We start from the raw sequence: 23,659 nt of genomic DNA on the forward strand, positions 1-23,659 counted from the left end.
AAAAAATTTAACCAAATGAAAAAAATACACAAAAAAATTAAAGCTTATCTAAGAACATTTCGTCTTTTTTTGGGACGTTTTATTATAGATAAAAAACCATCTGGGAAATGGAATCGAGCTACTTTACCAAAGAGTAAAATATTGTTTATTAGACATGATGGGAAAATTGGTGATTTTATTGTTTCTTCTTTTGTATATCGTGAAATAAAAAAACAATATCCTCATATTCATATTGGGGTTGTTGTGGCACCAGAGACGCAATATCTATTCAAAAGTGATTCTAACATTGATTCACTTTATGTGACTCGTAAGCGGGCACTTTTTGCATTCTGGCAAATTGGACGAAAAATTGCTAAAGAACATTATGATATAGTTATTGATTTGACAGAGTTTTTGCGTAATCGAGATTTAGTTTTGATTCGGAGTGTTAAGGCTGCAATTAACATTGGTTACCAGCAAAATCATTTGAAATTATTTAACTATAATATTGCGGCCAATAATGAACATATTACTTTAGATTATGAAAAAGCATTATTTATGCTAGGTTTTGAGCCAATGCAACGTTGTTGTTCATTTCCGAATATCCCACATAATAAAGAATTGGCGATATTTTGTCAGCAAAACCTGACTTGCGATTATATTGCAATTAACTTTTTTGGGGCTGCTAATCATAAAAAATTTACATCTATAAAACAAATTGAATGGTTATCAAGACTTAAGGCAGTTTATCCTAAGAAAAAAATACTTGTTTTAACTTTTCCAAAAGTGACTCAAGAGTTAAAATCATCGCTTCCAGCCGGGCAATATATAATATATGAAAATACCAATACTATTTTTGATACGATAGAGTTGATTCGCAATGCATCATTAGTTATTAGCCCTGACACATCTATCGTACATATTGCATCTGCATTTAATAAACCAATTATTGCATTTTATATGACAAGTGATCCAACGAATCCTTATTGTAAATGGCTTCCGATGAATAACCAAAATACCTCAATTTATTACTATCAGCACAATATTAATGAAATAGATATTAAAAGCATTAAACTAAATTAACTTTCTTACGATGAATAAGTCTTGTTAATGACCATAAAAGTTTGCTTTGGGATTCAATAATCTTTCTTCTTATTCCTGCATATTTGGTAGGTATAAGAGAAAGAGTTTCAGTTTTATAAACTAAAAAACCGTCATCCAATAATTGATTTAATTCCTTTGTTTTTCCAGCCAATAATAAAATCCATAAAAGTCGAAGCTTATAATATACAATTTTTGACTCAATCAATGAAATCGCTTCAAGACGGTCTGGTTGTTGGTAACTATCGTTAATGATATTTTCTAGTCGTTGCCAAGCGGCGAGATCATTAAGGTAGTCATTTTTTGTCCAAGGTCGATGCATAACAGAATCATCACGATGGTTATAATAGTAAAGATATTCAGGAACACTATATGCATCAGAAAAACAAAATAATGTACAAATAAAGACAATATCTTCACCTGTTTTAAGTTCAGTATTGAAGGATACTTGATGATAATCTAAAAATTGTTTACGAATAAATAAACAACCGACATGTAATAATGCTTTCTGTGATAGGTACCCGACTAAATTTGCATTTTCTCTAAAATCACTGAATCTAGGTTTAATTCCTTGACTTGACCAATCAGAGTTACCCGCATAAATAATATTCGCATTTGTTTGCTGTTGTCGTTCTACCATCTTAGCTAAAAATGTAACATCCCATTTATCATCGCTATCAATGAATGTAATATATTCACCTTGCGCATTGGCAATACCGGCATTTCTGGCAGAGGAAATACCTTGATTTTGTTGAGAAACAAATTTTAATCTAGGTTCTCGTTTTTGAATATTAAATAAAAGACTTTCGGTTTGATCGGTTGAGCCGTCATTCACCACTATAACTTCAATGTTTGAATAAGTTTGGTTAAATACCGATGTTAGTGTTTCTGCTAAAAATTTTTCGGCATTGTATGCGGGAATAATGACTGATATTTTATATAGCATGATGATTTATATTCTACAATTATCTTTATATTTAAAGATTAAATCGCCTTTTTTAAATGTTCGATGATTATTCCAATGTCTAAATTTGATATTGGATCTCCTGATTCTGTATTAAGAAACTCAGTTGTTGTAATTTGAGTAGCTAACTCATAATCTGGTCCCCACACAATATTATTAATGAACCGTTTGTTAAATAGTCGATTATTATAAATAGCAATTAATTTTTTATTGAATGCTCGTGCAACATGAACGATTGAAGTGTCAACAGTTAAAATTAAATCACCTCGATTAATTAACTCAGCAGCGTCAATAAAAGAGCTCAACTTATTTGGAACGACATTTCTATATTTTGAAAAATCAATACAGTTTTTCATATCAAAAACTATCGTTGTAAAATCATCAAGTGTTTCTAAAAAATCAATTAAGCTATAAATTTGATTTATTGACATAGAACGAGATTGTTCTGATGCAAATGGATTGAAAATGATGATTTTATTATGATTTACAGATTCTTTTAAAAATAAACTAACATTTTGTTTAACTTGTTCTGGAATGCTAAGCTCGTAATAATAGTTATCAACTTTAATATTAAGTAAATGTAATATATAAATCATTCGATCTGATATATGTTTGTTTTTGCTATAAATGATATTTGTGTCAAATAAAGTTGTTCTATTTTGATTAAAACTAATTGCATGTTTATATTTTAAAATTTTTAACGTTTTTAATCGTTCAATGATTGTTCCATCCATATCTGAAAAATCAACGATAAGATCAAAATGATAATTTTGAGTTTTACGCTTTAATTCGCTGATATTTTTTCTATCGTAATCAATTACGCCGTCAACTGGGATAATACTTTTAAATAAAAATGATATTCTTTTTTCAGCGACGATATAAACTTTTTTATTATTTTTCCGTAATTCATTAATAAAGCCAGAAGTAACGATAGCATCACCAAGGCCGTTAGTATGCATAAAAATTAATATATTTTGATATTCATCAGGCAAGAATTCAGACTGTTTTCGTTTATATAAGCTAAATGATAAAATTCTTAACTTATTTTTTAATACTTTTGTCTTTAAATTTCTTTGTCGGTTAAGATATTTGATTTTCTGCCAAATTTTATTCATCTATAAAACTCTTGTTTATGCGTCTATTTAAACTAAACTAATAATTAACCGCACATTCTATAATATTAATAATGACATTAAAAATATTTTCTAATTTTATTAAAAAGAAGAAAATCTCATCATCAAATAATACGCGTATAAACATGTTGAGATTTCATTGGATAAAATAGGTTAAGTTTTATATTAATGCTTTTTAAACAAAAATTTAATTACCATTGTTATGTAAGTAATTATATTTTAGTGTTGGTAAAATATTTTTATTTAAGTAAGAAACATTCAAAATATCTTGTTTATTATTTAGTCATTGATTTAAATGATCTTAGATATATTATTAGAATAATTAAAACCTAAAGTGTATATCATAATTTATATGACATTCACTAATGAGAGATTTCATGTTAAAAAATGATAAGAAAAAAGATTAGTATCAAATACGAATATCTAATTGGACTTAATTTCAACACCTATAATGGTAATAGGATTCTTGTCACTTTAATTCAATATTAATGCGACAGCATTTAATACCAAAATATCTTCTTTATACGAAGTACAATTTGATTTTTTAAATAAATTTAAGAGTTAGCTACAAATTGAATAATTCAAATGTTGTGACTTAATATGATTTATTATACACTTTCTCGTCATTCAAAATAACAATAACTAATAAATAGGTAAATTATTACAATGTTCTTTTCTTGGTTTAAATCTTTGAATAAAAATCATATTTTTAGAATCGGCTTTTCTTTGATTTGTATTGCTTTATTTACTTATTTAGTTCAGATTAGTTTTGGTTATCAAGGTAAACTGATATATGTCATTAGTTTTGTTGCATTATTATTATTTTTAATGAATAAATGTCGGTGGCTTTATAGGACAACGATAATTGTATTTATGATTCTTGCAATATTCTATTGCCCAGTTGGTTTATTGTATAACTTTCCTGATGTCAATTCTATCGGCTCATTAATGTACACAAATAAAGACGAATCTTTTGAGTTTTTAATGAATCTACCACTGTGGATTTATCTTTATCAAATATTATTAATTGTCGTAGGCATTTTGACCGTAAGAATTTCATTTCCTATCAATAGCAAATTAAGCTATTTATTATTTGTTTTATTTTTAATTATTGCTTTTGCCTCCGCTGTGAAAAATTGTATCAAATACGGATTTGATATCACTGAATTGTTGTCATTGCGTCAACCTGAGGTTCGTTTTTTTATTGATGGTATTGATAGTTGTATTAAAGTTAAAAATGAAAATAATCAATATTTGAATATTATAAATACCAAAGATAGTTGGGCCCCCAAAATTATTCAAGATGATTATGATACATATATCCTTGTCATTGGTGAAAGTGTTCGCAAAGATTTTATGCATCATTGGGGGTATTCTACTAACAATACACCATGGATGTCACAACAACCGGGTTTATATCTTAATAATTATATATCTGCAGGGCCTTCAACTGTTATCAGTCTAACTCATTCTTTAGTGCTACAAAAAGATGGACGACCTGATTTAGTTCATAATATTGTTACCTTAGCAAAAAGTGCAAATATGGAATCATGGTGGATATCAAATCAAGGCGCAAAAGGGGCGTTTGATTCACCGGTGGCTATTATTGGTAAAATGTCAGATCATTTCATCTTTATTAAAGATGGTAATTCTAATGACCGTGAATTTATACCGGATGAACTGTTGCTTCCTTATATTGATGATGCTTTAACAATAGATAATCATAAAAAGAAATTCATTGTGGTTCATATTTTTGGTTCACATCCTCAACCTTGTGCAAGAACGAATAATCAATATGATGAACTGATTAATGGAAGTAAAGAGACTTCGTGTTATGTAACAAGCATTAGGCAAACAGATGATTTATTAAAAAGTATAGCTTCTTTAGCTTCTCAACATCATAAAAAATGGGCTATGGTTTATTTTTCTGATCATGGTTTAAAATTGGTTAATAAAGGGTATAGTAATCAAACATTAACGCATGGATTTAATACGAAGCAAAGCTATGATGTTCCTTTTTTTATGACGGCTTATGATGCAAATAGCACAATTAATGTTGAAGCGAAACGTTCAGGTCTATATTTATTATCGATGCTAGCACAATGGATCGGCGTAAATGATGAAATGTTGAATAACCAATATGATTGGTTTGATAATACAGAATATCTTAATCAAATACACGTCTATGATTCGACAGTTAAAAAAGTACTTTATGATAATCTTGAAGATGACGCTATCGAATAGAATTATAATTGATTACACTCTTATTGAAGAATGAAAATGACCCATATAAAATCTCGAATTATGATTACAACCGCTTTTTTAATTATCTTGTCGGTATCATGTTATTTACCATTGCTTAATGTATTAGAAAACTCTGATTTTAGTAGTTTTAAAGAATTAGCAAAAAATTTATTTTTTTCAATTGGGTATGCTTGTTTGGTTGCACTATTTTGGAAAAATAGATTCACTCGTATATTTGCTTTTTTGATGATAACTATATGGATTGTAAATTATTCAATTACTTTTAGTATTTATCTCCTGTTTAATACAGCACTTGACTCACAATTAACAATGACGATTTTATGCAGTAACCTTAATGAAGCAAAAAATTTTATCATTGCTTATTGGCATCTAGCATTAATACTTTTATTCATTTTTATCATTTTCTGTTTATCAATTAATTCATTGTCTTACAATTTGAAAAATAAAACATTAGTAATTATATCGTCACTTTTAATTTTGACAGTTGGTTATAAAGTTTGTGAGTTAACTTTGCGTGGAAAATTTAATGAACCTAATTTTTTAATGTCTGAAAAACTATCATCTTATATGACATTAAATAATTATGCAGTTTTTCTTCGTACATATGAAGATATGAAAATTCTTAATAATGTTGAAGATAATCGGCCTATTTATAACCTGGATATTAAAGAGACTGAGATTGATACTTATGTGTTAGTTTTAGGTGAATCTGTAAGACGTGATCATGTTAGTCTAAATGGCTATGAAAGACTAACTATGCCTAATATGCAAAAGCGTAAACAAGAATTATTTATTTTTGAACAAGCTATTTCTGCTGCACCAATTACGACAATGGCTTTAACTTCCGCTTTAACAATGAAACCAGTTAATAGTGATGATTATTTATTATTAGCAGATAATATTATTAATTTAGCAAATCAAGCTGGTTATGAAACTTATTGGTATAGTTTGCAACGACCTTTAGGACAATATAATACTGTGATAACCAGTATCGCTAAAATGTCTGATCATTTAGAATGGCTTGATATCACAAAAAATGATGATATTTTTCCACCCAAAATAGATGAAGCCCTGAACGATCGTACTGTACAAAAACAAAAAAAATTAATTGTTATTCATACTAACGGTAGTCACTTTTTAGCTTGTAACCAATATCCGCAAAGTGAAAAATACTTTACTGGCGGTGAATCTATCGTTGCGGATTGCTATGATGATTCAATTCGTTTTACGGATAAAATATTAGAACAGATTTTTGTGATGTTGGAAGGTAAACATGCTTCAGTTTTTTATTTTTCAGATCATGGTCAAGTAAGACGAATGAAAAGGGGAGAATTGGATTATTTTCATGGTTCAATCAATCCAAGTAAAGAGTCAATAGAAGTTCCACAGTTTATTTGGTATAGCCCTATTTTATCAAGTCATGATAAGAAGTTGGGGTCATATCCTCATCTTTATTCAACAGGAAATAATTATTATTTATTAGCTAATTGGCTTGGTATCAAAGCTATTAATGAACAAGTAATCAGTTCACCTTTAATAGATTCTTATTACCCTGAAAATAATTTTATTATTATGGATACGAGATCTAATATATTTCGTTATGAAAATATGCGATCTGATAAAAATATTGGTAAGGAATAATTTATGCTTGAATATATTCATTTACAAGGTATAAATAATAGGCTAATCATTCTTATCAATTATTCAACAACAAAAATTAAAATACATTCTTATGAAAAAGAAAACATTTTCTCAATTTGATTATAAATTATATTACAGTTCATATGCTTTAATGTTATTAGCAGTTATATTTTTCTTTATTGGCAATTTTGGTATTGCTGATAACTGGGTTGGGCTCACTGTTACTTTAATCGAACATGCTCAATCTTTGTTTTTACTTTTTATGGCGGGATATACCTATTGTTATGCTCAAAAAATTAAATCAAATCCTGATATATATAAGTTTTGGATATGGACTATTTTTTGGTGGCTATTACTATTTGGTCGTGGAATTAGTTGGGGCCGCGACTTTTTCCCTGATGTACCGCGTTTTTACTATAAAATTATCGCGAGTATTTTAATTGCTATTCCGATCTTAAGCATGTTTATGATAGCTTCGATACGTCGTGAAATTAAACGTCGATATAGCACGGAAAAAATTCCGGTCTGGCATGTTTTTTTTGCTTTTTTCTATCTGGGTTTAGCTGATATTGCAGAACATCATCGCATAGGTTATGAATATTTAGTATTAAATCAAAATAATGCTGATTTAATTGAAGAACTTATGGAATTTCCTTGTTTATTCAGTTTAGCCTTAGTTGTGTTTTATTTACAAAAAAGAGAGCATTTTAGTAAATAATGAACAAAAAAAAGCCCAAATAGTATAACTACTGGGCAACATGATGAAAAAAAGGAATAGGAAATATTCCGAGATAAATAGTAGCAAAATCGATTCAGTTAAGGTAATCGATTGTGTGTATCAATTTGATAGGGAAAATTAACCTATCTAGGTTTGATCAGTTTTTATCAAAAAAATAATTTAAGATCAGCATGATAGATTGTGTGTTTTCTATTTACTTAATATCAGGCATAATAACACAATTAATGAAATAAGGTTGGTGTAGTTGTGGTTGATGATTTTGCTCCTAATGGTTTGCTTGCTCAGGCAATTAAAGATTTTACGCCTCGAGAAGCACAAAAAAAGATGGCAGCAAAAATCAGGCTGGCCATTACTCAAAATCAATCACTTGTTGTGGAAGCAGGTACCGGAACAGGTAAAACGTTTGCTTATTTAGTTCCTGCATTGCGTAGTGACAAAAAAGTCATTATCTCAACGGGGTCTAAAAATCTACAAGATCAGCTTTATACTAAAGACCTACCTATTATAAAAAAAGCATTAGACTACAGTGGTAAAATCGCTTTATTAAAAGGGCGGAGTAATTATTTGTGCTTAGAAAGACTTGCTCATCATAATTCGGCGGCCGGCGAGCTAGCTAAAACGATGCAAAGCGATCTTATTCATGTTAAACATTGGTCAATTAAAACGCGTGATGGTGATATCAGTAAATGTTCTGCATTAACAGAAAATAATCCCATTTGGCCGTTGATGACGAGCACTAATGACAACTGTTTGGGCAGTGAATGTCCACAATATGATGATTGTTATGTAGTCAAAGCTCGTCGGCGCGCGATGAATGCCGATATTGTTGTGGTGAATCATCACCTTTTTTTAGCTGATGTTGTGGTTAAAGATACAGGGTTTGGTGAACTGATCCCCAAAGCCGATGTTTTAATTTTTGATGAAGCCCATCAATTGCCTGATCTTGCTTGCCAATATTTTGGACAACAATTATCTAGTCGCCAACTTTTTGATTTGGCAAAAGAGATTCTACTCTGTTATCGAACAGAAGTTCGAGATGTCGTGCAGTTGCAAAAATGTGCTGATAAACTACAAAAGTGTTGTCAAGATTTAAGAATTGCTATTGGTAATGTGAATAATAAAGGTAATTTACGTGATTTATTTAATCACAAATCGGTAAAGTCAGAAATTGACTATTTACTCGATTCACTACGTTTTTGTCAAGAAGTGTTACAACTATCAATAGGACGTTCATCGACACTCGATAACTGTTTCGAACGTGTTAATCAATATTTGGCATTATTACTGCGTTTATTAAATGTGACTGTAACTGGCTTTAGTTATTGGTATGAATGCATTGGCAATCATTTTAATTTATCCATTACACCACTTTCGGTATCAGACAAGTTTGTCGAGTTAATGGAGGAGCGACAAGGTGCGTGGATTTTTACGTCTGCGACACTATCGGTTGATAATAATCTCGATTATTTTACAAAACGATTGGGGTTAGTTGACGCGCAATCATTAATTTTAGAAAGTCCTTTTGACTATGCCAATCAAACGTTATTTTGCGTGCCCAGGTATATACCATCACCCAATGAAAAAAATACCGCTGAAAAATTAGTGAAAATATTGCTTCCAATGATTGAAGCTAATCAAGGTCGTTGTTTCTTTTTGTGTACATCTTACATGATGATGAATGAATTAGCGCGTTTGTTTAAAGAACAAACAGCATTACCAGTATTAGTTCAAGGCGAAACAGGGAAAACGCAACTGCTTGAGCAATTTATTGAAGAGGGAAATGCATTATTAATTGCAACAAGTAGCTTTTGGGAAGGAATTGACGTACGTGGTGATATATTATCTTGTGTTATTATTGATAAACTTCCTTTCAGTTCACCTGATGATCCATTAATGAAAGCAAGAATTGAAGATTGCCTCTTACAAGGAGGTGAACCCTTTAATGATATTCAAATTCCCGAAGCAGTAATTACCTTGAAACAAGGAGTGGGGCGGCTAATTCGTCATCATCAGGATAGGGGGGCGATTGTTATTTGTGATAATCGGTTGGTTATGCGTCCATATGGTGCTATATTTCTTAATAGTCTGCCTCCATCACCGAGAACGCGTGATATTAATAGTGTGACAAATTTTTTGTTGTCGAATAAAAACTAAAATCATTAGTATTAAAGAGTAACAGTATGATGAATATAATTGCAATAGATACTTCAACAGAGGCGTGTTCGGTCGCTTTAATGTTTAATAATGAAATTACGCATGATTTTGTTATTTCACAACGTGACCATACTAAACAAGTGTTACCAATGCTTGATCGTTTATTAAAACAATCAGACTATAGCATGTCACAAGTTGATGCTATTGCATTTACTAAAGGACCGGGTAGTTTTACTGGTGTTAGAATTGGTATTGGCATTGCACAAGGATTAGCATTAGGGATTGATAAACCGATGCTTGCCATATCAACATTAAACGTATTAGCACAAGGTGCTTATCGATTGAAAGGGGCTACAAGCGTTGTTAGCGCAATAGATGCACGAATGGGGGATGTCTATTTAGGTGCATACTATTATCATCATAATCAATGGCAACCAATAATTGATGAGCAAGTCATTAAACCTGATAATGTGTCATCGCAATTGACGGAATTTACAGTAAATAATCACTCATCCTATTTTGCTGGTACAGGATGGCAGACATATCCTAATATGCTAAGTGGTTTACAAGATTCACAATATTTATTACCCAGTGCACAAGATATGTTACCGCTTGCTGTTGAGAAGTATGCTAAAGGTGAGGTTATTGCCGTTGAAGCCGTTGAAGCTACGTATTTACGTAACGAAGTTACATGGAAAAAACTACCAGGTAGACAATAAAAAAGGGAATATATTATTCCCCTGTCAATCTATTTTAAAGCTCAAAAGCCATTATTCTTGGTCTTTAAATAAGCCTAAATGCTCTTTAGCATATGCTTCAAAGTCAGTGCAGCCACCAATTGGTTTTTCATCAATGAAGATCTGAGGAACTGTTTCAACAGGTTTGCCAACACTCTTAGAAAGATCTTCTTTTGTGATACCTTCTGCATGGATATCAACGTAACGATATGAGAAATCATCTCGCTCTTCAGATAGTTTATCTGCTAACTCTTTTGCTCTGACACAATATGGACATCCTGGTCGTCCAAAAATGACTGCGTACATTAAACACCTCTTTGTTTTAAATACTGTGAACTACTATACTTCAGTTTATAAAAAAGTGAAGCGGTAAATATTGGTTGTTTAAATAGATATAGACTATTAATTAGGCGATTGTGAGTCATGTCAAAACTTAATATTAAAAAAATTGACTTTTAACGTAGGCTAAGTAATTAAAATGCGTTATGGCTAAATATGGTCATTGATCATTGTTAGTCAAATTAAGTTAAGGGTAATAGTGATAAATGATTATTATTGCTTTATTAAGCGGCTTTGTTTACAGTATCACTAAATTTTTTCAATTTTTCGTAATATGATAACACTCTCAGAACTCTCTTTAATTAGTGAATGGCTTAAAAAATTAAATGTTGAATTTTATCAATGTGACAGTTGTTTAGCATTGCACCTTTCTTATCTCCAAAAGCTTGATGGTGTTGCCGATGCCAAAGTTGAATTGATTGATAATGTTGTTATGATGTCGGTAATTGCCGACATAAAATCATCTGCTATCATGAGTTTAATGGCTGAATTAAGTCAAATTAACTTAAGCACGTTTTTTGCCAAAGTCTACTTAGATGTCAAAGACAATAGTGAAGCGAGAATCGTATTTAGTTATTCATTGCATATGACTGATGGTCTTACGTTTAATCAATTTAGTATGTCACTTGCAAGTCTTGAAGAAGAGGCCTTACAAGTTATTGGTGAACTCCATAGCTGTGATTTATTAAATAACAAACATCATAGCTCTGATGAATTGCATTCATCGGTCTTTCACACATTTCATTAATCAAAAATTAGGGTATAATGTACTATAATTATCTAATTTAATCATTTGATTAAATTAGATTTAATTTGTAGAAACTGTAAGTAAGCCGTTTAAACTATTTAAAAAGGTTTATTTGAGATTAAAAATTAACCAGTTGGCCGGCAAATTAGCGTTTAAACGAATTAATGAGTGGACATATCCTAAAATTAGAGTATGTTATGCCTCCGTAATAGAAAAGTAGTATTTAAATACATTCTGATTTAGATCTACCCGTTACCTCGGTTTCGTCTGGTTGCAGACAAAATTTGGGTGTCTGTTGTACTTAGTGAGTTAGGCTTACAGCAATAGACATTGTGTTTAACATGTTATTACCCAATAGGGAGTGGTGCACATGTTTGCTCAACGTAATCAATCAAATAGCAAATCTTCAATTAAAATTCTTTCCATCGTTGCTGGTATCACAATGGCATTATCGCATAGCGCGATTGCTAAAGATCGTACTGTTAACGTTTATAACTGGGCTGGTCAGATCGGTTCAACAACAATTTCTGAGTTTCAAAAAACAACAGGTATCAAAGTCAATTACGACGTATTCGATTCTAATGAAGTCTTAGAAGGTAAATTGATGGCAGGCCATTCAGGTTTTGATGTCGTTTCACCATCAGACAGCTTTTTAGCCAGACAAATTCAATCGGATATTTACTTACCTTTAGATAAAAGTAAATTAACGAATTGGCATAATCTTGATCCTAACTTAATGAAACTCATGGCAACGCATGATCCAGACAACCGCTATGCGATTCCCTATGTGTGGATGACCACTGGTATTGGTTACAATATTGACATGGTTAAAGCACGCCTAGGTGATGATGCACCAGTTGATAGTTGGGATCTTGTGTTTAAACCAGAAAACATGGAAAAATTAAAAGATTGTGGTGTTGCATTTTTAGATGCCCCAACTGAAATTTTTGCTAGTGCATTACAGTATTTAGGTAAAGATCCTAACAGTACAAATGCGAAAGATTATACTGGTTCAGCTTTTGATCTATTATCACAAGTAAGACCAAATATTCGTTATTTCCATTCATCACAATATATTAATGACCTTGCAAATGGTGATATTTGTGTTGTTTTAGGTTGGTCTGGTGATATTTTACAATCACGCGATCGGGCAAATGAGTCTAATAATGGTGTGCATATTGGCTATTCGATTCCGAAAGAAGGGGCATTAGTCTTTTTTGATACTTTTGCAATCCCTAAAGATTCAGATAATGTGGATGAAGCATTAGAATTTTTAAACTTCATTTTAGAACCTAAAGTTGCGGCAGAAGTCACCAATGACGTAAAATTTGCAAGTGCGAATAAAGCTGCAAATGATGGTTTTGTGAATGCTGAAGTAAGAAATGATCCAGCGGTATATCCAACAGATGCTACAATGGAAAAATTATTTACTTTAAAAGTGCAAGAACCTAAACTTGAACGAACCATTACACGTACATGGACTAAATTCAAAACAGGCAAATAATATTTATTTGCTTAAAAACATACATAGACGGAAGGTTCTTTGAACCTTACCGTCTACTTTTTTTTGGCTTGTTGTTATGAGGAAAGGGTTAATGAACAATACAACAACAGTTCAGGGTCAGCCTAAAAAGAAGATGATAACTCCACTGTTGGAGATTAAAAATCTAACTAAAATATTTAATGATGATTATTATGCCGTCGATGATATTAACCTAACGATTTATGAAGGTGAAATTTTTGCTTTATTAGGTGCATCAGGAAGTGGTAAATCAACTTTATTGCGGATGTTAGCTGGTTTTGAACAGCCTACTGCAGGTAAAATTATTTTAGATGGGAAAGATCTTTCAACGGTGCCGCCGTATAAAAGACCTATTAATATGATGTTCCAATCATATGCACTTTTTCCTCATATGACGGTTGAGCAAAATATCGCGTTTGGGCTTAAGCAAGATAATTTACCTGCTGCTGAAATTCAGCAACGTGTTAAAGAGATGCTAGCGCTAGTCCACATGGAGCAATTTGGCAAACGTAAACCACACCAATTATCTGGTGGACAACGTCAGCGTGTCGCTCTTGCGCGTAGTTTGGCAAAACGTCCAAAATTACTACTACTCGATGAACCGATGGGGGCACTTGATAAACAACTGCGAGATCGCATGCAACTTGAAGTTGTGTCAATTTTAGAGCAAGTTGGGGCAACCTGTGTGATGGTTACCCATGATCAGGAAGAAGCCATGACAATGGCTGGGCGTATCGCGATTATGAACAAAGGTCAATTTGTTCAAATTGGTGAACCTGAAGAGCTGTATGAGCATCCTAACAGTCGTTATAGCGCAGAATTTATTGGGTCAGTAAATATCTTTGAAGGGATTTTGCAAGAAACATTAGAAGATGGCTTAGTGATTAACTGCCCAATGCTAAAACATAACATTAAAGTGGATTACGATTCACCGGCAGTTGAAGGTGTACCTGTGATGGTCGCATTGCGCCCAGAAAAAATCCGTTTATGTGAAGAGATTCCAGAAGATGGTTATAACTTTGCGGTAGGTGAAGTCGCTGATATTGCTTATTTAGGTGACTTATCAATTTACCATGTTCGTTTACATAGCGGACAGATTATTATTGCACAGTTACAAAATGAAGACCGTTATCGAAAAGGGATGCCAACATGGGGCGATGATATGTACCTGAGTTGGGATGTTGATAGCTGTGTTGTATTAACGGAATAATTTTTCCTTAAGATAATAGGAGGCTCTCAGTGCGTATCATTGGGTCTTGTGTTTTTTTCAATGTATTCATCTTATTCTGTGCGTATATTGGCTTAGCCAATAACGGTGGATTTGAATACACTGCAGTGGATCTTTTATTCACTGTTATGATATTTGGGATTCTGGTTTCATTAACCGGTTTATTCCTTACCCAATATAAAGCCACCCGATTCTCATATTGGGTGACAATCGTGGGTTGTGTGATGTTTTTACCAACATTAATTCCAGTTGGTGCGATTGCTATTTACCATTCGTATAAAAAAATCAAAAAGTTACAAGATAAATCCGATCTTATGATGTCCTATGGTCGTTTGTTTGTCACCGCGATCCCTTATGTATGGATGTTATTGTTATTTTTATTACCATTCTTAATTGTGTTTAAAATCAGTTTTGCCGAAATGATACGAGCTATTCCGCCTTATACTGATTTAATTACCTATGAAGATGGTTTACTCAATATTGTCTTAAATATTGGTAATTACACGAATTTGATTGATGACACCATTTATATTAGCGCTTATTTGCAATCACTAAAAATTGCTTGTATCTCAACATTTTTATGTATTTTGATAGGATATCCACTAGCTTGGGCCATTACACAATGCAAACCATCTACACGTAATATTTTATTATTACTTGTGATTTTACCCTCATGGACCTCTTTTTTAATTCGTGTCTATGCCTGGATGGGAATTTTGAAAAATAATGGGTTACTCAATAATTTTTTAATGTGGTTAGGGATCATTGACCAGCCGCTCATCATTTTAAATACTAATTTAGCGGTATATATTGGTATTGTGTACTCATATTTGCCATTTGTGGTATTACCAATCTACACATCATTAAGCAAAGTCGATAACACACTTGTTGAAGCAGCGCTCGATTTAGGTTGTAAACCAATAGCTACGTTCTTCAAGATCATTGTACCATTAACGAAAAGTGGGGTCATAGCTGGTGGAATGTTGGTCTTTATTCCTGCTGTAGGTGAGTATGTGATACCCGAATTATTAGGGGGTTCAGATACATTGATGATTGGTAAACAATTATGGCTAGAATTCTTTAATAACCGTGATTGGCCAGCTGCATCAGCGGTCGCATCGATTATGTTACTGATTCTTATTGTACCGATTTTCTATTTTAATAAATTCCAAAATAAACAAATGGGAGGGGCTGATTAATGTTAAGTCAAATTTTCTCAAAAAGTCGTCCTTTCTTTTTGACTAAAGTCTTTTTAGCGACGTTTATCTGTTTTACGTTGCTTGGTTTAATCGCTGCGCTTTTGATTGCTGGTGAAATACCAGATTTATTTGATCTGGCAGAACATGGTCAGATTTCTGTTATTGCACTATTGTTAGCCATTATTGTTACCTTTGTTATTGATGGTTTTGTACAACGTTCACCAAAACGCATTATTTTGGTTGTTGTATTTGCTTTCTTATATATTCCGATGTTGATGCTAATTATTTACTCATTTAATAGCTCAAAATTGGTGACAGTATGGGCTGGTTTTTCAACAAAATGGTATGGAGAACTCGTTAACAACACGGCTTTACTCAAAGCTGTAGGATTAAGTTTAGGGATTGCCGCTGCGTCAGCTACATTAGCGATAATACTTGGAACGCTAGCCTCTTATGTCATTGTTCGTTTTAGACGCTTTAAAGGTGCTAATTTATTCTCATTTATGACAACAGCACCGTTGGTTATGCCAGATGTTATTACAGGTTTAGCACTATTACTACTCTTTGTTGCAATGGGGCACATTATTGGCTGGCCACAAGATCGTGGTGCAATGACAATTTGGCTTGCACATGTAACATTTTGTACCGCTTATGTCACTGTTGTTGTCAGTGCGCGATTACGTGAATTGGACCGTTCAATCGAAGAAGCAGCAATGGATCTTGGTGCCAATCCACTTAAAGTGTTTTTTATTATTACATTACCGATGATAGCACCAGCATTAGTATCTGGATGGTTATTAGCTTTTACCTTGTCACTTGACGATCTTGTTATAGCAAGTTTTGTTGCAGGTCCAGGTTCAACAACCTTACCAATGTTAATCTTCTCGAAAGTAAGGTTAGGTGTGAGCCCTGATATTAACGCGTTAGCAAGTATCATATTATTAATTGTCGGGTTAATTGGCTTTGTGTCTTGGATATTGATGAGACAGCGAGAAAAACGGCGTATACAAGAGATGCGTAGTGCTAAATAAAGCAAACATAGACATATATCGTTAAAAAGGACCATTAGGTCCTTTTTTAATAGCCAAAAAATGACAAAACGTAAAGTATCTGTTGATTAATGTGCATTATGTATCAGCATCATTACCCAAAAAAAACGATTATAGGCTATAATTATCATGTAAAAATGTTAAGTATGATGTTGTTGAAATTAGCTTGATAATAAATCTATCAATAATTTTAGGGGTTTCACGATTGTAAGACATGACTGACTAGACGATGAGGATAAGCCATTATTAAGTATGATAAGATGGCGTTTAAGAACATAATAGTCTAAAACGCCATAGGAAGTAAAATTAAGTAATTAGGGCTTTAACTTCATCAGCACTTAATGATGGGATAGGGCGAGTAAACATTCGCGTTAAAACTAGCAAATAAATAATCCCTAATACTAACCAAATAAGGCCAATGATCATTGCCATTTTTTCAAGGCTAGTCCATAGCCAAAGTGATAATAAAACACCAATACCAGGCAAAATACCGTATTTAAAAACTACTGTAATCGACAAGCAATTTTCCGACGTTAAATAGCTTTTAATAACACACAGGTTGACGAACGTGAAGGCAACGAGTGCACCAAAACTAATCATCGAAACCACCAAATCTAATGGTAAGAATAATGATAATAACGAAAACGTAGCAACAAATAAAATCGATAAGTGGGGGGTTCTAAACCGCACATGTATTTTATAAAAAATACGTCTTGGTAAAACGCCTTCACGGCCCATTGCGTAAAAAATACGAGATACACTGGTCTGGGCTGTCATTGCAGAGGCAAATACCCCAGTTAAATAAGCGGCTAAAAAGAAGTTATACATAAATTGACCACTAAGATGACTGAGTTCACCAATTCGATACACAACATCTAAACTCGCAGTATCTTCTTTACCCACAAAATCCTGCCATGCTGGGTAGGCCAAATGCGCACTATACGAAACAAGTAAGAAAATGACACCAGCAATAGCAACTGTCCATAAAATTGCTCTCGGTAACGTTTTTTTGGCATTATTAGACTCTTCGGCTAAAGTTGCAATAGCATCAAATCCGAGAAAAGCTAAACATAGCACAGCTGCGCCTGAAAAGAGGCCACTTAATTCACTTGAATCGAATTGCAACGGTGTTAATAATGCTTCGGTCGTATGGGATACGCCTGTAAAAGCAAGGGCTATAAAAAGTACAATAAAGATCAATTGAATAATAATTAAAACAAAATTGACAGAATTAATCAGTCTTATTCCAATATAATTAAGCAAACTCACACTAATCAGTGATGCAAGTACAAATACATAGGCTGGGATCATTGGAAAGGCTTCGTGTAAATAAAGACCTAATACAATGTAATTTAAAATCGGTAGAAATAAATAATCTAAAATTTGTGCCCAACCGATTAAAAAACCCATTTTACCACCAAAACTGTGTAGAACGTAGGAATAAGCAGAGCCCGCTAAAGGGAGCTTATTTGCCATTCGACAATAGCTTAACGCGGTAAAAAATATCATCGCTAACGTAATTATATAGGCGACCGGAAGGTGGCCATTACTGATGACGGTTACTTGTCCATAAGTCGTAAATATTCCTAATGGAACCATATAAGCTAAACCAAACGCAATTAAAGCTGGCGTGGTTAAAACTCGTTTCATTTTTATTGCGGACATTCACTTTGCTCCTGTGTCCAGATTAACAATAAAAAACTACTAATATAGTTTTATGCCTTCAAGTTCAGTGTAATCGGTTTCGATTACCTCCATCGCAACCTTTTATACTATAAAAATAGATAATAAGGCTACTATTATTATTGCTGATAAACTAATTTTCCTCCAATAATGGTACTGATAATTTTGACATTCTCAATATCTTCGGCTTCAATCATAAATGGATTGCGATCAAGGATAATAAGGTCAGCAAATTTACCGATTTCAATTGAACCAATATGCTGTTCTTGGCTAAGCATAAATGCAGCATCAATTGTTGCTGCTCTTAATACTTCGGTTACAGTTAGACAGCGGTCTGTTTTAAGCTGTTTTGTGATTTTTCCTGCTGGGCTATAGCCAGTACGCGTCATCGCAACTTTAAAATCATACCATTCATTTAAAGGATCGATCGGCCAGTCACTACCAAAGGCAATTTTGGCCCCAGCATCAAGAAACTTAGCACACGGCTCTAATTCATTAAAACGCGCTTCACCCAGCATATGATAAAACTGTTCAATCATCTCATTGGTCGGTCCTGCCCACTGGAAAGACAACGTGGCAATAACATTAAGCTGTGCGAAACGTGCATATTGATGCGGTGCTGCCAATTCATTATGTGCCAGACTTGGGCGAATATGATTAAGATGTGGATACTGAGTACGCAATGTTTCAATATGATTGAGCATGGTTTCAATTGCACCATCACCAACGGTATGCATATGCGGGTGAAAACCCGCTTTACTTGATTCAATGATCAAGTTTTCCAAAAGGGTATTATCATAATATAAATCACCGAAGCGATCTGTCTCGATAAAATTAAGTTGATCATGTGTGCCTTGGTTTATACGATAAGGCTTTAATAATGAAGCAGTCATTAACGGAGCTTGCAAAACACCGTCAATAAAAAATTTGACGAGTGAGATTTTTAAACCGGGCTTTGGCTGCCACTGCTCATCACTGTAAGTTTTAGCAAATGCTTTTACGTTTTCTAATGCTTTTGGAATATCATTTAAGGTTGCAGCATCATCAGGCGTGATTTCTGCAGCCCCAAGTAAGCGAATGGTTAAACAATCTTGCTCAGCTAAGGTTTTAAATGCTCTAAATTGCAAATCAGCAGAACGTGCATCCATAACGGTTGTCACACCTTGCTTATTCAGTTCATATTGAACCAGTTTAGCCACTTCTATTGCTTGCTTATTATTTAACGCAGGAATACTATCAAAAGCCCGCATCGCAGGCGCATCTTCTAAAATGCCATTTAACTCGCCATCAGGGCGTCGACCTATTTTGCCATCTTTTGGCGCTGGAGTATGTCGATTTAAACCAAATTTTTCGAGGGCTCGCGTATTAGCAACTAAGGTATGGCAATCGTTTGAAAAAAGAATAACTGGGCGAACTGTATTAAGGCGATCTAAATCAGTTCGCGTAATATCAGTACCAAGTGGCAAGACTTCTTGGCGCAGCCAACCGCGGACTTGAAGCCAATCATCAATCCCCACACAAGGGTCTTGATCCAAATAATGTTGGATTTTAGCGAGGGTTTGTTCGATCGTTAAACTCGCGTAATCAAGGTGGCAACCCGAGAGCTGCAATCCACCCCAAAATGGGTGTAAATGCGCATCAATGATGCCTGGTAACATGGTCTTCCCTTGCAGATCAATAACTTGTGTGTTTTGATTAACCAAGTATTGTATTTGTTTTGTGGTACCTGTTGCGATAATATAACCATGAGCAATCGCTATGGCTTCACACACATTGTTAGCACTATCTGCGGTATAAATATATCCGTTTATATAGGCTGTTTCTGCATAAGAATGATTCGTTACCATTGATAACATTCCTTCTAACTTTAGAGTAATAAAAAATGGACAAGGCAAGATAGCAGATTTATTTCATGTGACAAGTAAAATTTCCTTTAATTAAAAATTTTATCACATAAATAGGTTGAGTTTCGAGCTGAACAATGTTAAATATATTAATTAAGTTACAGCGTCACTAAGAAACCAGTATGAAATATCAGCAATTAGAAAATCTCGAATGCGGTTGGCGATGGAAATATTTAGTTAAAAAACATCAAGAAGGCGAAGAGATTACCCGTCATATCGAAAAAAGTGAAGCACAAAATGCCATACAACAATTATTGTCTTTAGAGAATAATCCGACTAAAGTGAATGATTGGATAAAACTGCATCTAAATCCTGAACTTGATAATCGGATGAAGCAAACCATTCGAGCAAGACGAAAACGGCATTTTAATGCTGAGCATCAAAGTACGCGCAAAAAATCAATTGATCTTGAGTTTCTTGTTTGGCAGCGATTAGCCAATTTAGCAAAAAGGCGTCAGGTAACCTTATCTGAAGTGATCATTCAGTTAATTGAAGACGCAGAGCAAAAAGAGCAATATGCCAACAAAGTTTCAACGATTAAAGATGACTTAATGTCTTTACTTTTTACTAATAAAGAGCAACAAGACTAAAGATAAATACATATTATATAAAGAGCATAGGTACGAATTATGGGAAAATCCCTTGTTATTGTGGAATCACCAGCAAAAGCAAAAACGATTAACAAATATCTTGGTAAAGAATATATTGTTAAATCCAGTATTGGTCATATCCGCGATCTACCTGTAAGCGGCAGTAAATCAACCGACTCATCTGAAGAGACAAAAAAAAGCAGTACCAAAAAAGTAAAACGTTCGCCAGAGCAAATACTTGTCGATCGTATGGGCGTTGACCCTTACCACGATTGGAAAGCAAACTATGAAATTCTACCTGGCAAAAGTAAAGTCGTTGCTGAATTAAAAAAACTGGCTAAAGATGCAGACAAAGTTTATCTCGCAACCGACTTGGATAGAGAAGGGGAAGCGATTGCTTGGCATCTTAAGGAAGTGATTGGTGGAGAAGATGATAAATACCGTCGAGTGGTATTTAATGAAATCACCAAAGCGGCGATTCAAAATGCATTTAAAAAGCCAAGTTTACTCGACATAGATCGTGTTAACGCACAACAAGCACGCCGTTTTATGGATCGTGTGGTTGGTTTTATGTTGTCGCCTTTGCTTTGGAAAAAAGTTGCCAGAGGGTTATCAGCCGGTCGTGTTCAATCTGTCGCCGTCAGATTGGTGGTTGAACGTGAACGCGAAATTCATGCCTTTATTCCCGAAGAGTATTGGGACTTATTTGCTGATCTCAAAACGGTGGGTAAAGATAAGCTCACCATGCAAGTGACGCATTTTAAAGATAAAGCGTTTGAACCTAAAGATCGTGTTGCTATCGATTTAGCGCTAGATGAACTGAATCAAAGTCAATATCAGATTAAAAATATAGAAGATAAACCGACTAAAAGTAATCCAAGTGCACCATTTATTACCTCAACATTGCAACAAGCGGCAAGTACCAGATTAGGTTTTGGCGTCAAAAAGACCATGACGATTGCTCAGCGACTTTATGAAGCTGGTTACATTACTTATATGCGTACAGATTCAACCAACTTAAGCCAAGATGCGCTTACTATGGTACGCGGCTATATTGAGAGTGAATTCGGTCAAAAATACTTACCTGCAAAACCAAACTTTTATGCAAGTAAACAAAATTCACAAGAAGCTCATGAAGCGATTCGTCCTTCTGATGTATCATTACTAGCTGAACAATTAAAAGAACTTGAGTCGGATACACGTAAACTGTATCAATTAATTTGGCGGCAATTTGTGGCATGTCAGATGACTGCAGCAGAATATAATTCTACGACAATTACGGCGTTAGCTGGTAACTTTACGTTAAAAGCGAAAGGTCGTACGTTGCGCTTTGATGGTTGGACTAAAGTACAACCACAGCTACTGAAAAATAATGATGATAAAATTTTACCGCACGTTAAAGTAGATGAATCATTAGCACTATTAACACTGAATCCTACTCAGCATTTTACTAAACCGCCAGCACGATTTAATGAAGCATCATTAGTACGTGAACTGGAAAAACGAGGTATTGGACGTCCTTCTACATATGCGACAATTATTTCAACGATTCAAGATCGTGGTTATGTCAGACTAGAAAATCGGCGTTTTTATGCTGAAAAAATTGGTGAAATAGTTACCGACCGACTAAGTGAAAACTTTAATGATCTGATGAGCTATGACTTTACTGCTCGTATGGAAGATACTCTTGATGATGTTGCAAATAAAAAGGATGACTGGAAGCATGTCTTAAATACTTTTTTTGCTGACTTTTCTACTCACCTCGATGTGGCTGAAAAAGATCCTGAAAAAGGCGGTATGCAGTTAAATCCATTAGTCTTAACGCCAGAAATTAAATGTCCAAACTGTGGTCGTGAAATGGGAATTAAAACCGCAAGTACAGGAGTATTTTTAGCCTGTTCGGGTTATAGTTTGCCGCCAAAAGAGCGTTGTAAACAAACAATTAACTTAATTCCTGAGCATGAAGCCTTAGCCATCCTTGAAGACGATGATCTTGAAACTGGCACAGCTGAAACGGATGCTCTACGGGCTCGTAAACGTTGTCCAAAATGTCACACTGCGATGGATAGTTACCTACTTGATAGTACGCATAAACTTCATATTTGTGGTAATAATCCGATTTGTGATGGGTTCATTGTGGAAGAAGGCTCATTCAAAGTTAAAACCTACGAAGGTCCCGTTGTAGAATGTGACAAATGTGGCAGTGAAATGCACCTTAAATCGGGTCGTTTTGGCCTTTACATGGGCTGTACAAATGCAGAATGTAAGAATACACGTAAAATTTTGAAAAATGGTGATGTTGCGCCACCGAAAGAAGACCCGGTTGATTTACCTGAATTAAAATGCACTAAATCTGATGCGCACTTTGTGTTACGTGATGGTGCATCAGGCATCTTTCTTGCTGCACATAATTTCCCAAAATCAAGAGAAACCCGAGCACCATTAGTGGCTGAATTGAAGCGTTTTAAAGACCGTTTACCTGCTAAGTTTTACTATCTAGCTGATGCGCCAGTAAAAGATCCTGAAGGTAACGATTCAATTGTTCGTTTTAGTCGTAAAAATAAACAACAATATGTCACGTCCGAAGTAAATGGTAAATCTACCGGCTGGGTTGTGAATTATATTGATGGTAAATGGGTTACTAGCAAAAAATAATTGCATATAATGCTTGGCGATTGAGAGGT

The 23,659-nt window shown here is 33.9% G+C and carries 18 protein-coding genes; 13 read left to right on the forward strand and 5 right to left on the reverse strand.

Going from position 1 to position 23,659, the window contains the following annotated elements:
• The first annotated feature begins 15 nt into the window (after window positions 1-15).
• Window positions 16-1,062, forward strand: coding sequence for a glycosyltransferase family 9 protein (locus tag ABEA36_RS03290; protein WP_345488768.1), 1,047 nt, complete (start codon window positions 16-18; stop codon window positions 1,060-1,062).
• Here ABEA36_RS03290 and ABEA36_RS03295 read toward each other — a convergent pair.
• Both ABEA36_RS03295 and ABEA36_RS03300 read right to left on the reverse strand, forming a co-directional pair.
• Window positions 1,049-2,026, reverse strand: coding sequence for a glycosyltransferase family 2 protein (locus ABEA36_RS03295; RefSeq protein ID WP_345488770.1), 978 nt, complete (start codon window positions 2,024-2,026; stop codon window positions 1,049-1,051). The two genes, ABEA36_RS03290 and ABEA36_RS03295, sit on opposite strands and share 14 nt — an antisense overlap.
• A 38-nt stretch (window positions 2,027-2,064) precedes the next feature.
• Window positions 2,065-3,159 (reverse strand): glycosyltransferase family 9 protein, encoded by a 1,095-nt coding sequence (locus tag ABEA36_RS03300; RefSeq protein WP_345488772.1) that lies wholly within the window; start codon window positions 3,157-3,159, stop codon window positions 2,065-2,067.
• An 891-nt stretch (window positions 3,160-4,050) separates the two neighbouring features.
• Here ABEA36_RS03300 and ABEA36_RS03305 point away from each other — a divergent pair.
• The 5 genes from ABEA36_RS03305 (at window position 4,051) to tsaB (ending at window position 10,695) form a co-directional block, all read left to right on the forward strand.
• The gene (locus ABEA36_RS03305) at window positions 4,051-5,421 is read left to right on the forward strand and encodes a phosphoethanolamine transferase (protein WP_345488774.1); all 1,371 of its coding nucleotides are present in this window, start codon (window positions 4,051-4,053) and stop codon (window positions 5,419-5,421) included.
• Between the two features lie 36 nt (window positions 5,422-5,457).
• A complete protein-coding gene (locus ABEA36_RS03310) occupies window positions 5,458-7,083 on the forward strand; it encodes a phosphoethanolamine transferase (protein ID WP_345488776.1) in 1,626 nt (541 codons plus the stop codon).
• A gap of 91 nt (window positions 7,084-7,174) precedes the next feature.
• Complete coding sequence (locus ABEA36_RS03315) at window positions 7,175-7,801, forward strand: hypothetical protein (protein WP_345488779.1); 627 nt, start codon at window positions 7,175-7,177, stop codon at window positions 7,799-7,801.
• Between the two features lie 267 nt (window positions 7,802-8,068).
• Window positions 8,069-9,976, forward strand: a complete 1,908-nt coding sequence (yoaA, locus tag ABEA36_RS03320; protein WP_345488781.1) for a DNA repair helicase YoaA — start codon at window positions 8,069-8,071, stop codon at window positions 9,974-9,976.
• 26 nt (window positions 9,977-10,002) lie between these two features.
• Window positions 10,003-10,695, forward strand: coding sequence for a tRNA (adenosine(37)-N6)-threonylcarbamoyltransferase complex dimerization subunit type 1 TsaB (tsaB, locus tag ABEA36_RS03325; RefSeq protein WP_345488783.1), 693 nt, complete (start codon window positions 10,003-10,005; stop codon window positions 10,693-10,695).
• Between the two features lie 51 nt (window positions 10,696-10,746).
• On the opposite strand, the gene ABEA36_RS03330 is transcribed toward tsaB, so the two are convergent.
• On the reverse strand, window positions 10,747-11,019 hold the full coding sequence (locus ABEA36_RS03330; RefSeq protein ID WP_345488786.1) for a GrxA family glutaredoxin: 273 nt from the start codon (window positions 11,017-11,019) through the stop codon (window positions 10,747-10,749).
• Window positions 11,020-11,326: 307 nt separating this feature from the next.
• On the opposite strand from ABEA36_RS03330, the gene ABEA36_RS03335 reads away from it, so the two are divergent.
• The 5 genes from ABEA36_RS03335 to potI all read left to right on the forward strand — a co-directional run bounded on the left by ABEA36_RS03335 (window position 11,327) and on the right by potI (window position 16,780).
• Window positions 11,327-11,800, forward strand: coding sequence for a YbjN domain-containing protein (locus ABEA36_RS03335; RefSeq protein WP_345488788.1), 474 nt, complete (start codon window positions 11,327-11,329; stop codon window positions 11,798-11,800).
• 370 nt (window positions 11,801-12,170) lie between these two features.
• A complete protein-coding gene (locus tag ABEA36_RS03340; RefSeq protein WP_345488790.1) occupies window positions 12,171-13,304 on the forward strand; it encodes an extracellular solute-binding protein in 1,134 nt (377 codons plus the stop codon).
• A gap of 91 nt (window positions 13,305-13,395) precedes the next feature.
• On the forward strand, window positions 13,396-14,532 hold the full coding sequence (potG, locus tag ABEA36_RS03345; RefSeq protein ID WP_345488793.1) for a putrescine ABC transporter ATP-binding subunit PotG: 1,137 nt from the start codon (window positions 13,396-13,398) through the stop codon (window positions 14,530-14,532).
• A 242-nt stretch (window positions 14,533-14,774) separates the two neighbouring features.
• A complete protein-coding gene (gene potH, locus ABEA36_RS03350; protein WP_425571888.1) occupies window positions 14,775-15,749 on the forward strand; it encodes a putrescine ABC transporter permease PotH in 975 nt (324 codons plus the stop codon).
• Window positions 15,750-15,946: 197 nt separating this feature from the next.
• Window positions 15,947-16,780 (forward strand): putrescine ABC transporter permease PotI, encoded by an 834-nt coding sequence (potI, locus tag ABEA36_RS03355; RefSeq protein WP_425571889.1) that lies wholly within the window; start codon window positions 15,947-15,949, stop codon window positions 16,778-16,780.
• A gap of 324 nt (window positions 16,781-17,104) precedes the next feature.
• On the opposite strand, the gene ABEA36_RS03360 is transcribed toward potI, so the two are convergent.
• Together ABEA36_RS03360 and ABEA36_RS03365 are read right to left on the reverse strand one after the other, a co-directional pair.
• Window positions 17,105-18,463, reverse strand: coding sequence for an APC family permease (locus tag ABEA36_RS03360; protein ID WP_345488797.1), 1,359 nt, complete (start codon window positions 18,461-18,463; stop codon window positions 17,105-17,107).
• A gap of 137 nt (window positions 18,464-18,600) precedes the next feature.
• Complete coding sequence (locus ABEA36_RS03365; protein ID WP_345488800.1) at window positions 18,601-20,328, reverse strand: amidohydrolase; 1,728 nt, start codon at window positions 20,326-20,328, stop codon at window positions 18,601-18,603.
• A gap of 179 nt (window positions 20,329-20,507) precedes the next feature.
• Here ABEA36_RS03365 and matP point away from each other — a divergent pair, with 179 nt between their 5' ends.
• Together matP and topA are read left to right on the forward strand one after the other, a co-directional pair.
• Window positions 20,508-20,975 carry a macrodomain Ter protein MatP gene (gene matP, locus ABEA36_RS03370; RefSeq protein ID WP_345488802.1) on the forward strand — a complete coding sequence of 156 codons (468 nt, stop codon included), beginning with the start codon at window positions 20,508-20,510 and terminating at the stop codon, window positions 20,973-20,975.
• A gap of 39 nt (window positions 20,976-21,014) precedes the next feature.
• Window positions 21,015-23,630: a type I DNA topoisomerase gene (gene topA, locus ABEA36_RS03375; RefSeq protein WP_345488804.1), complete on the forward strand. Its 2,616-nt coding sequence runs from the start codon at window positions 21,015-21,017 to the stop codon at window positions 23,628-23,630.
• Window positions 23,631-23,659: the final 29 nt, after the last annotated feature.

It is taken from the genome of Orbus sasakiae, from assembly GCF_039542345.1.
Taxonomy (GTDB): domain Bacteria; phylum Pseudomonadota; class Gammaproteobacteria; order Enterobacterales; family Orbaceae; genus Orbus; species Orbus sasakiae.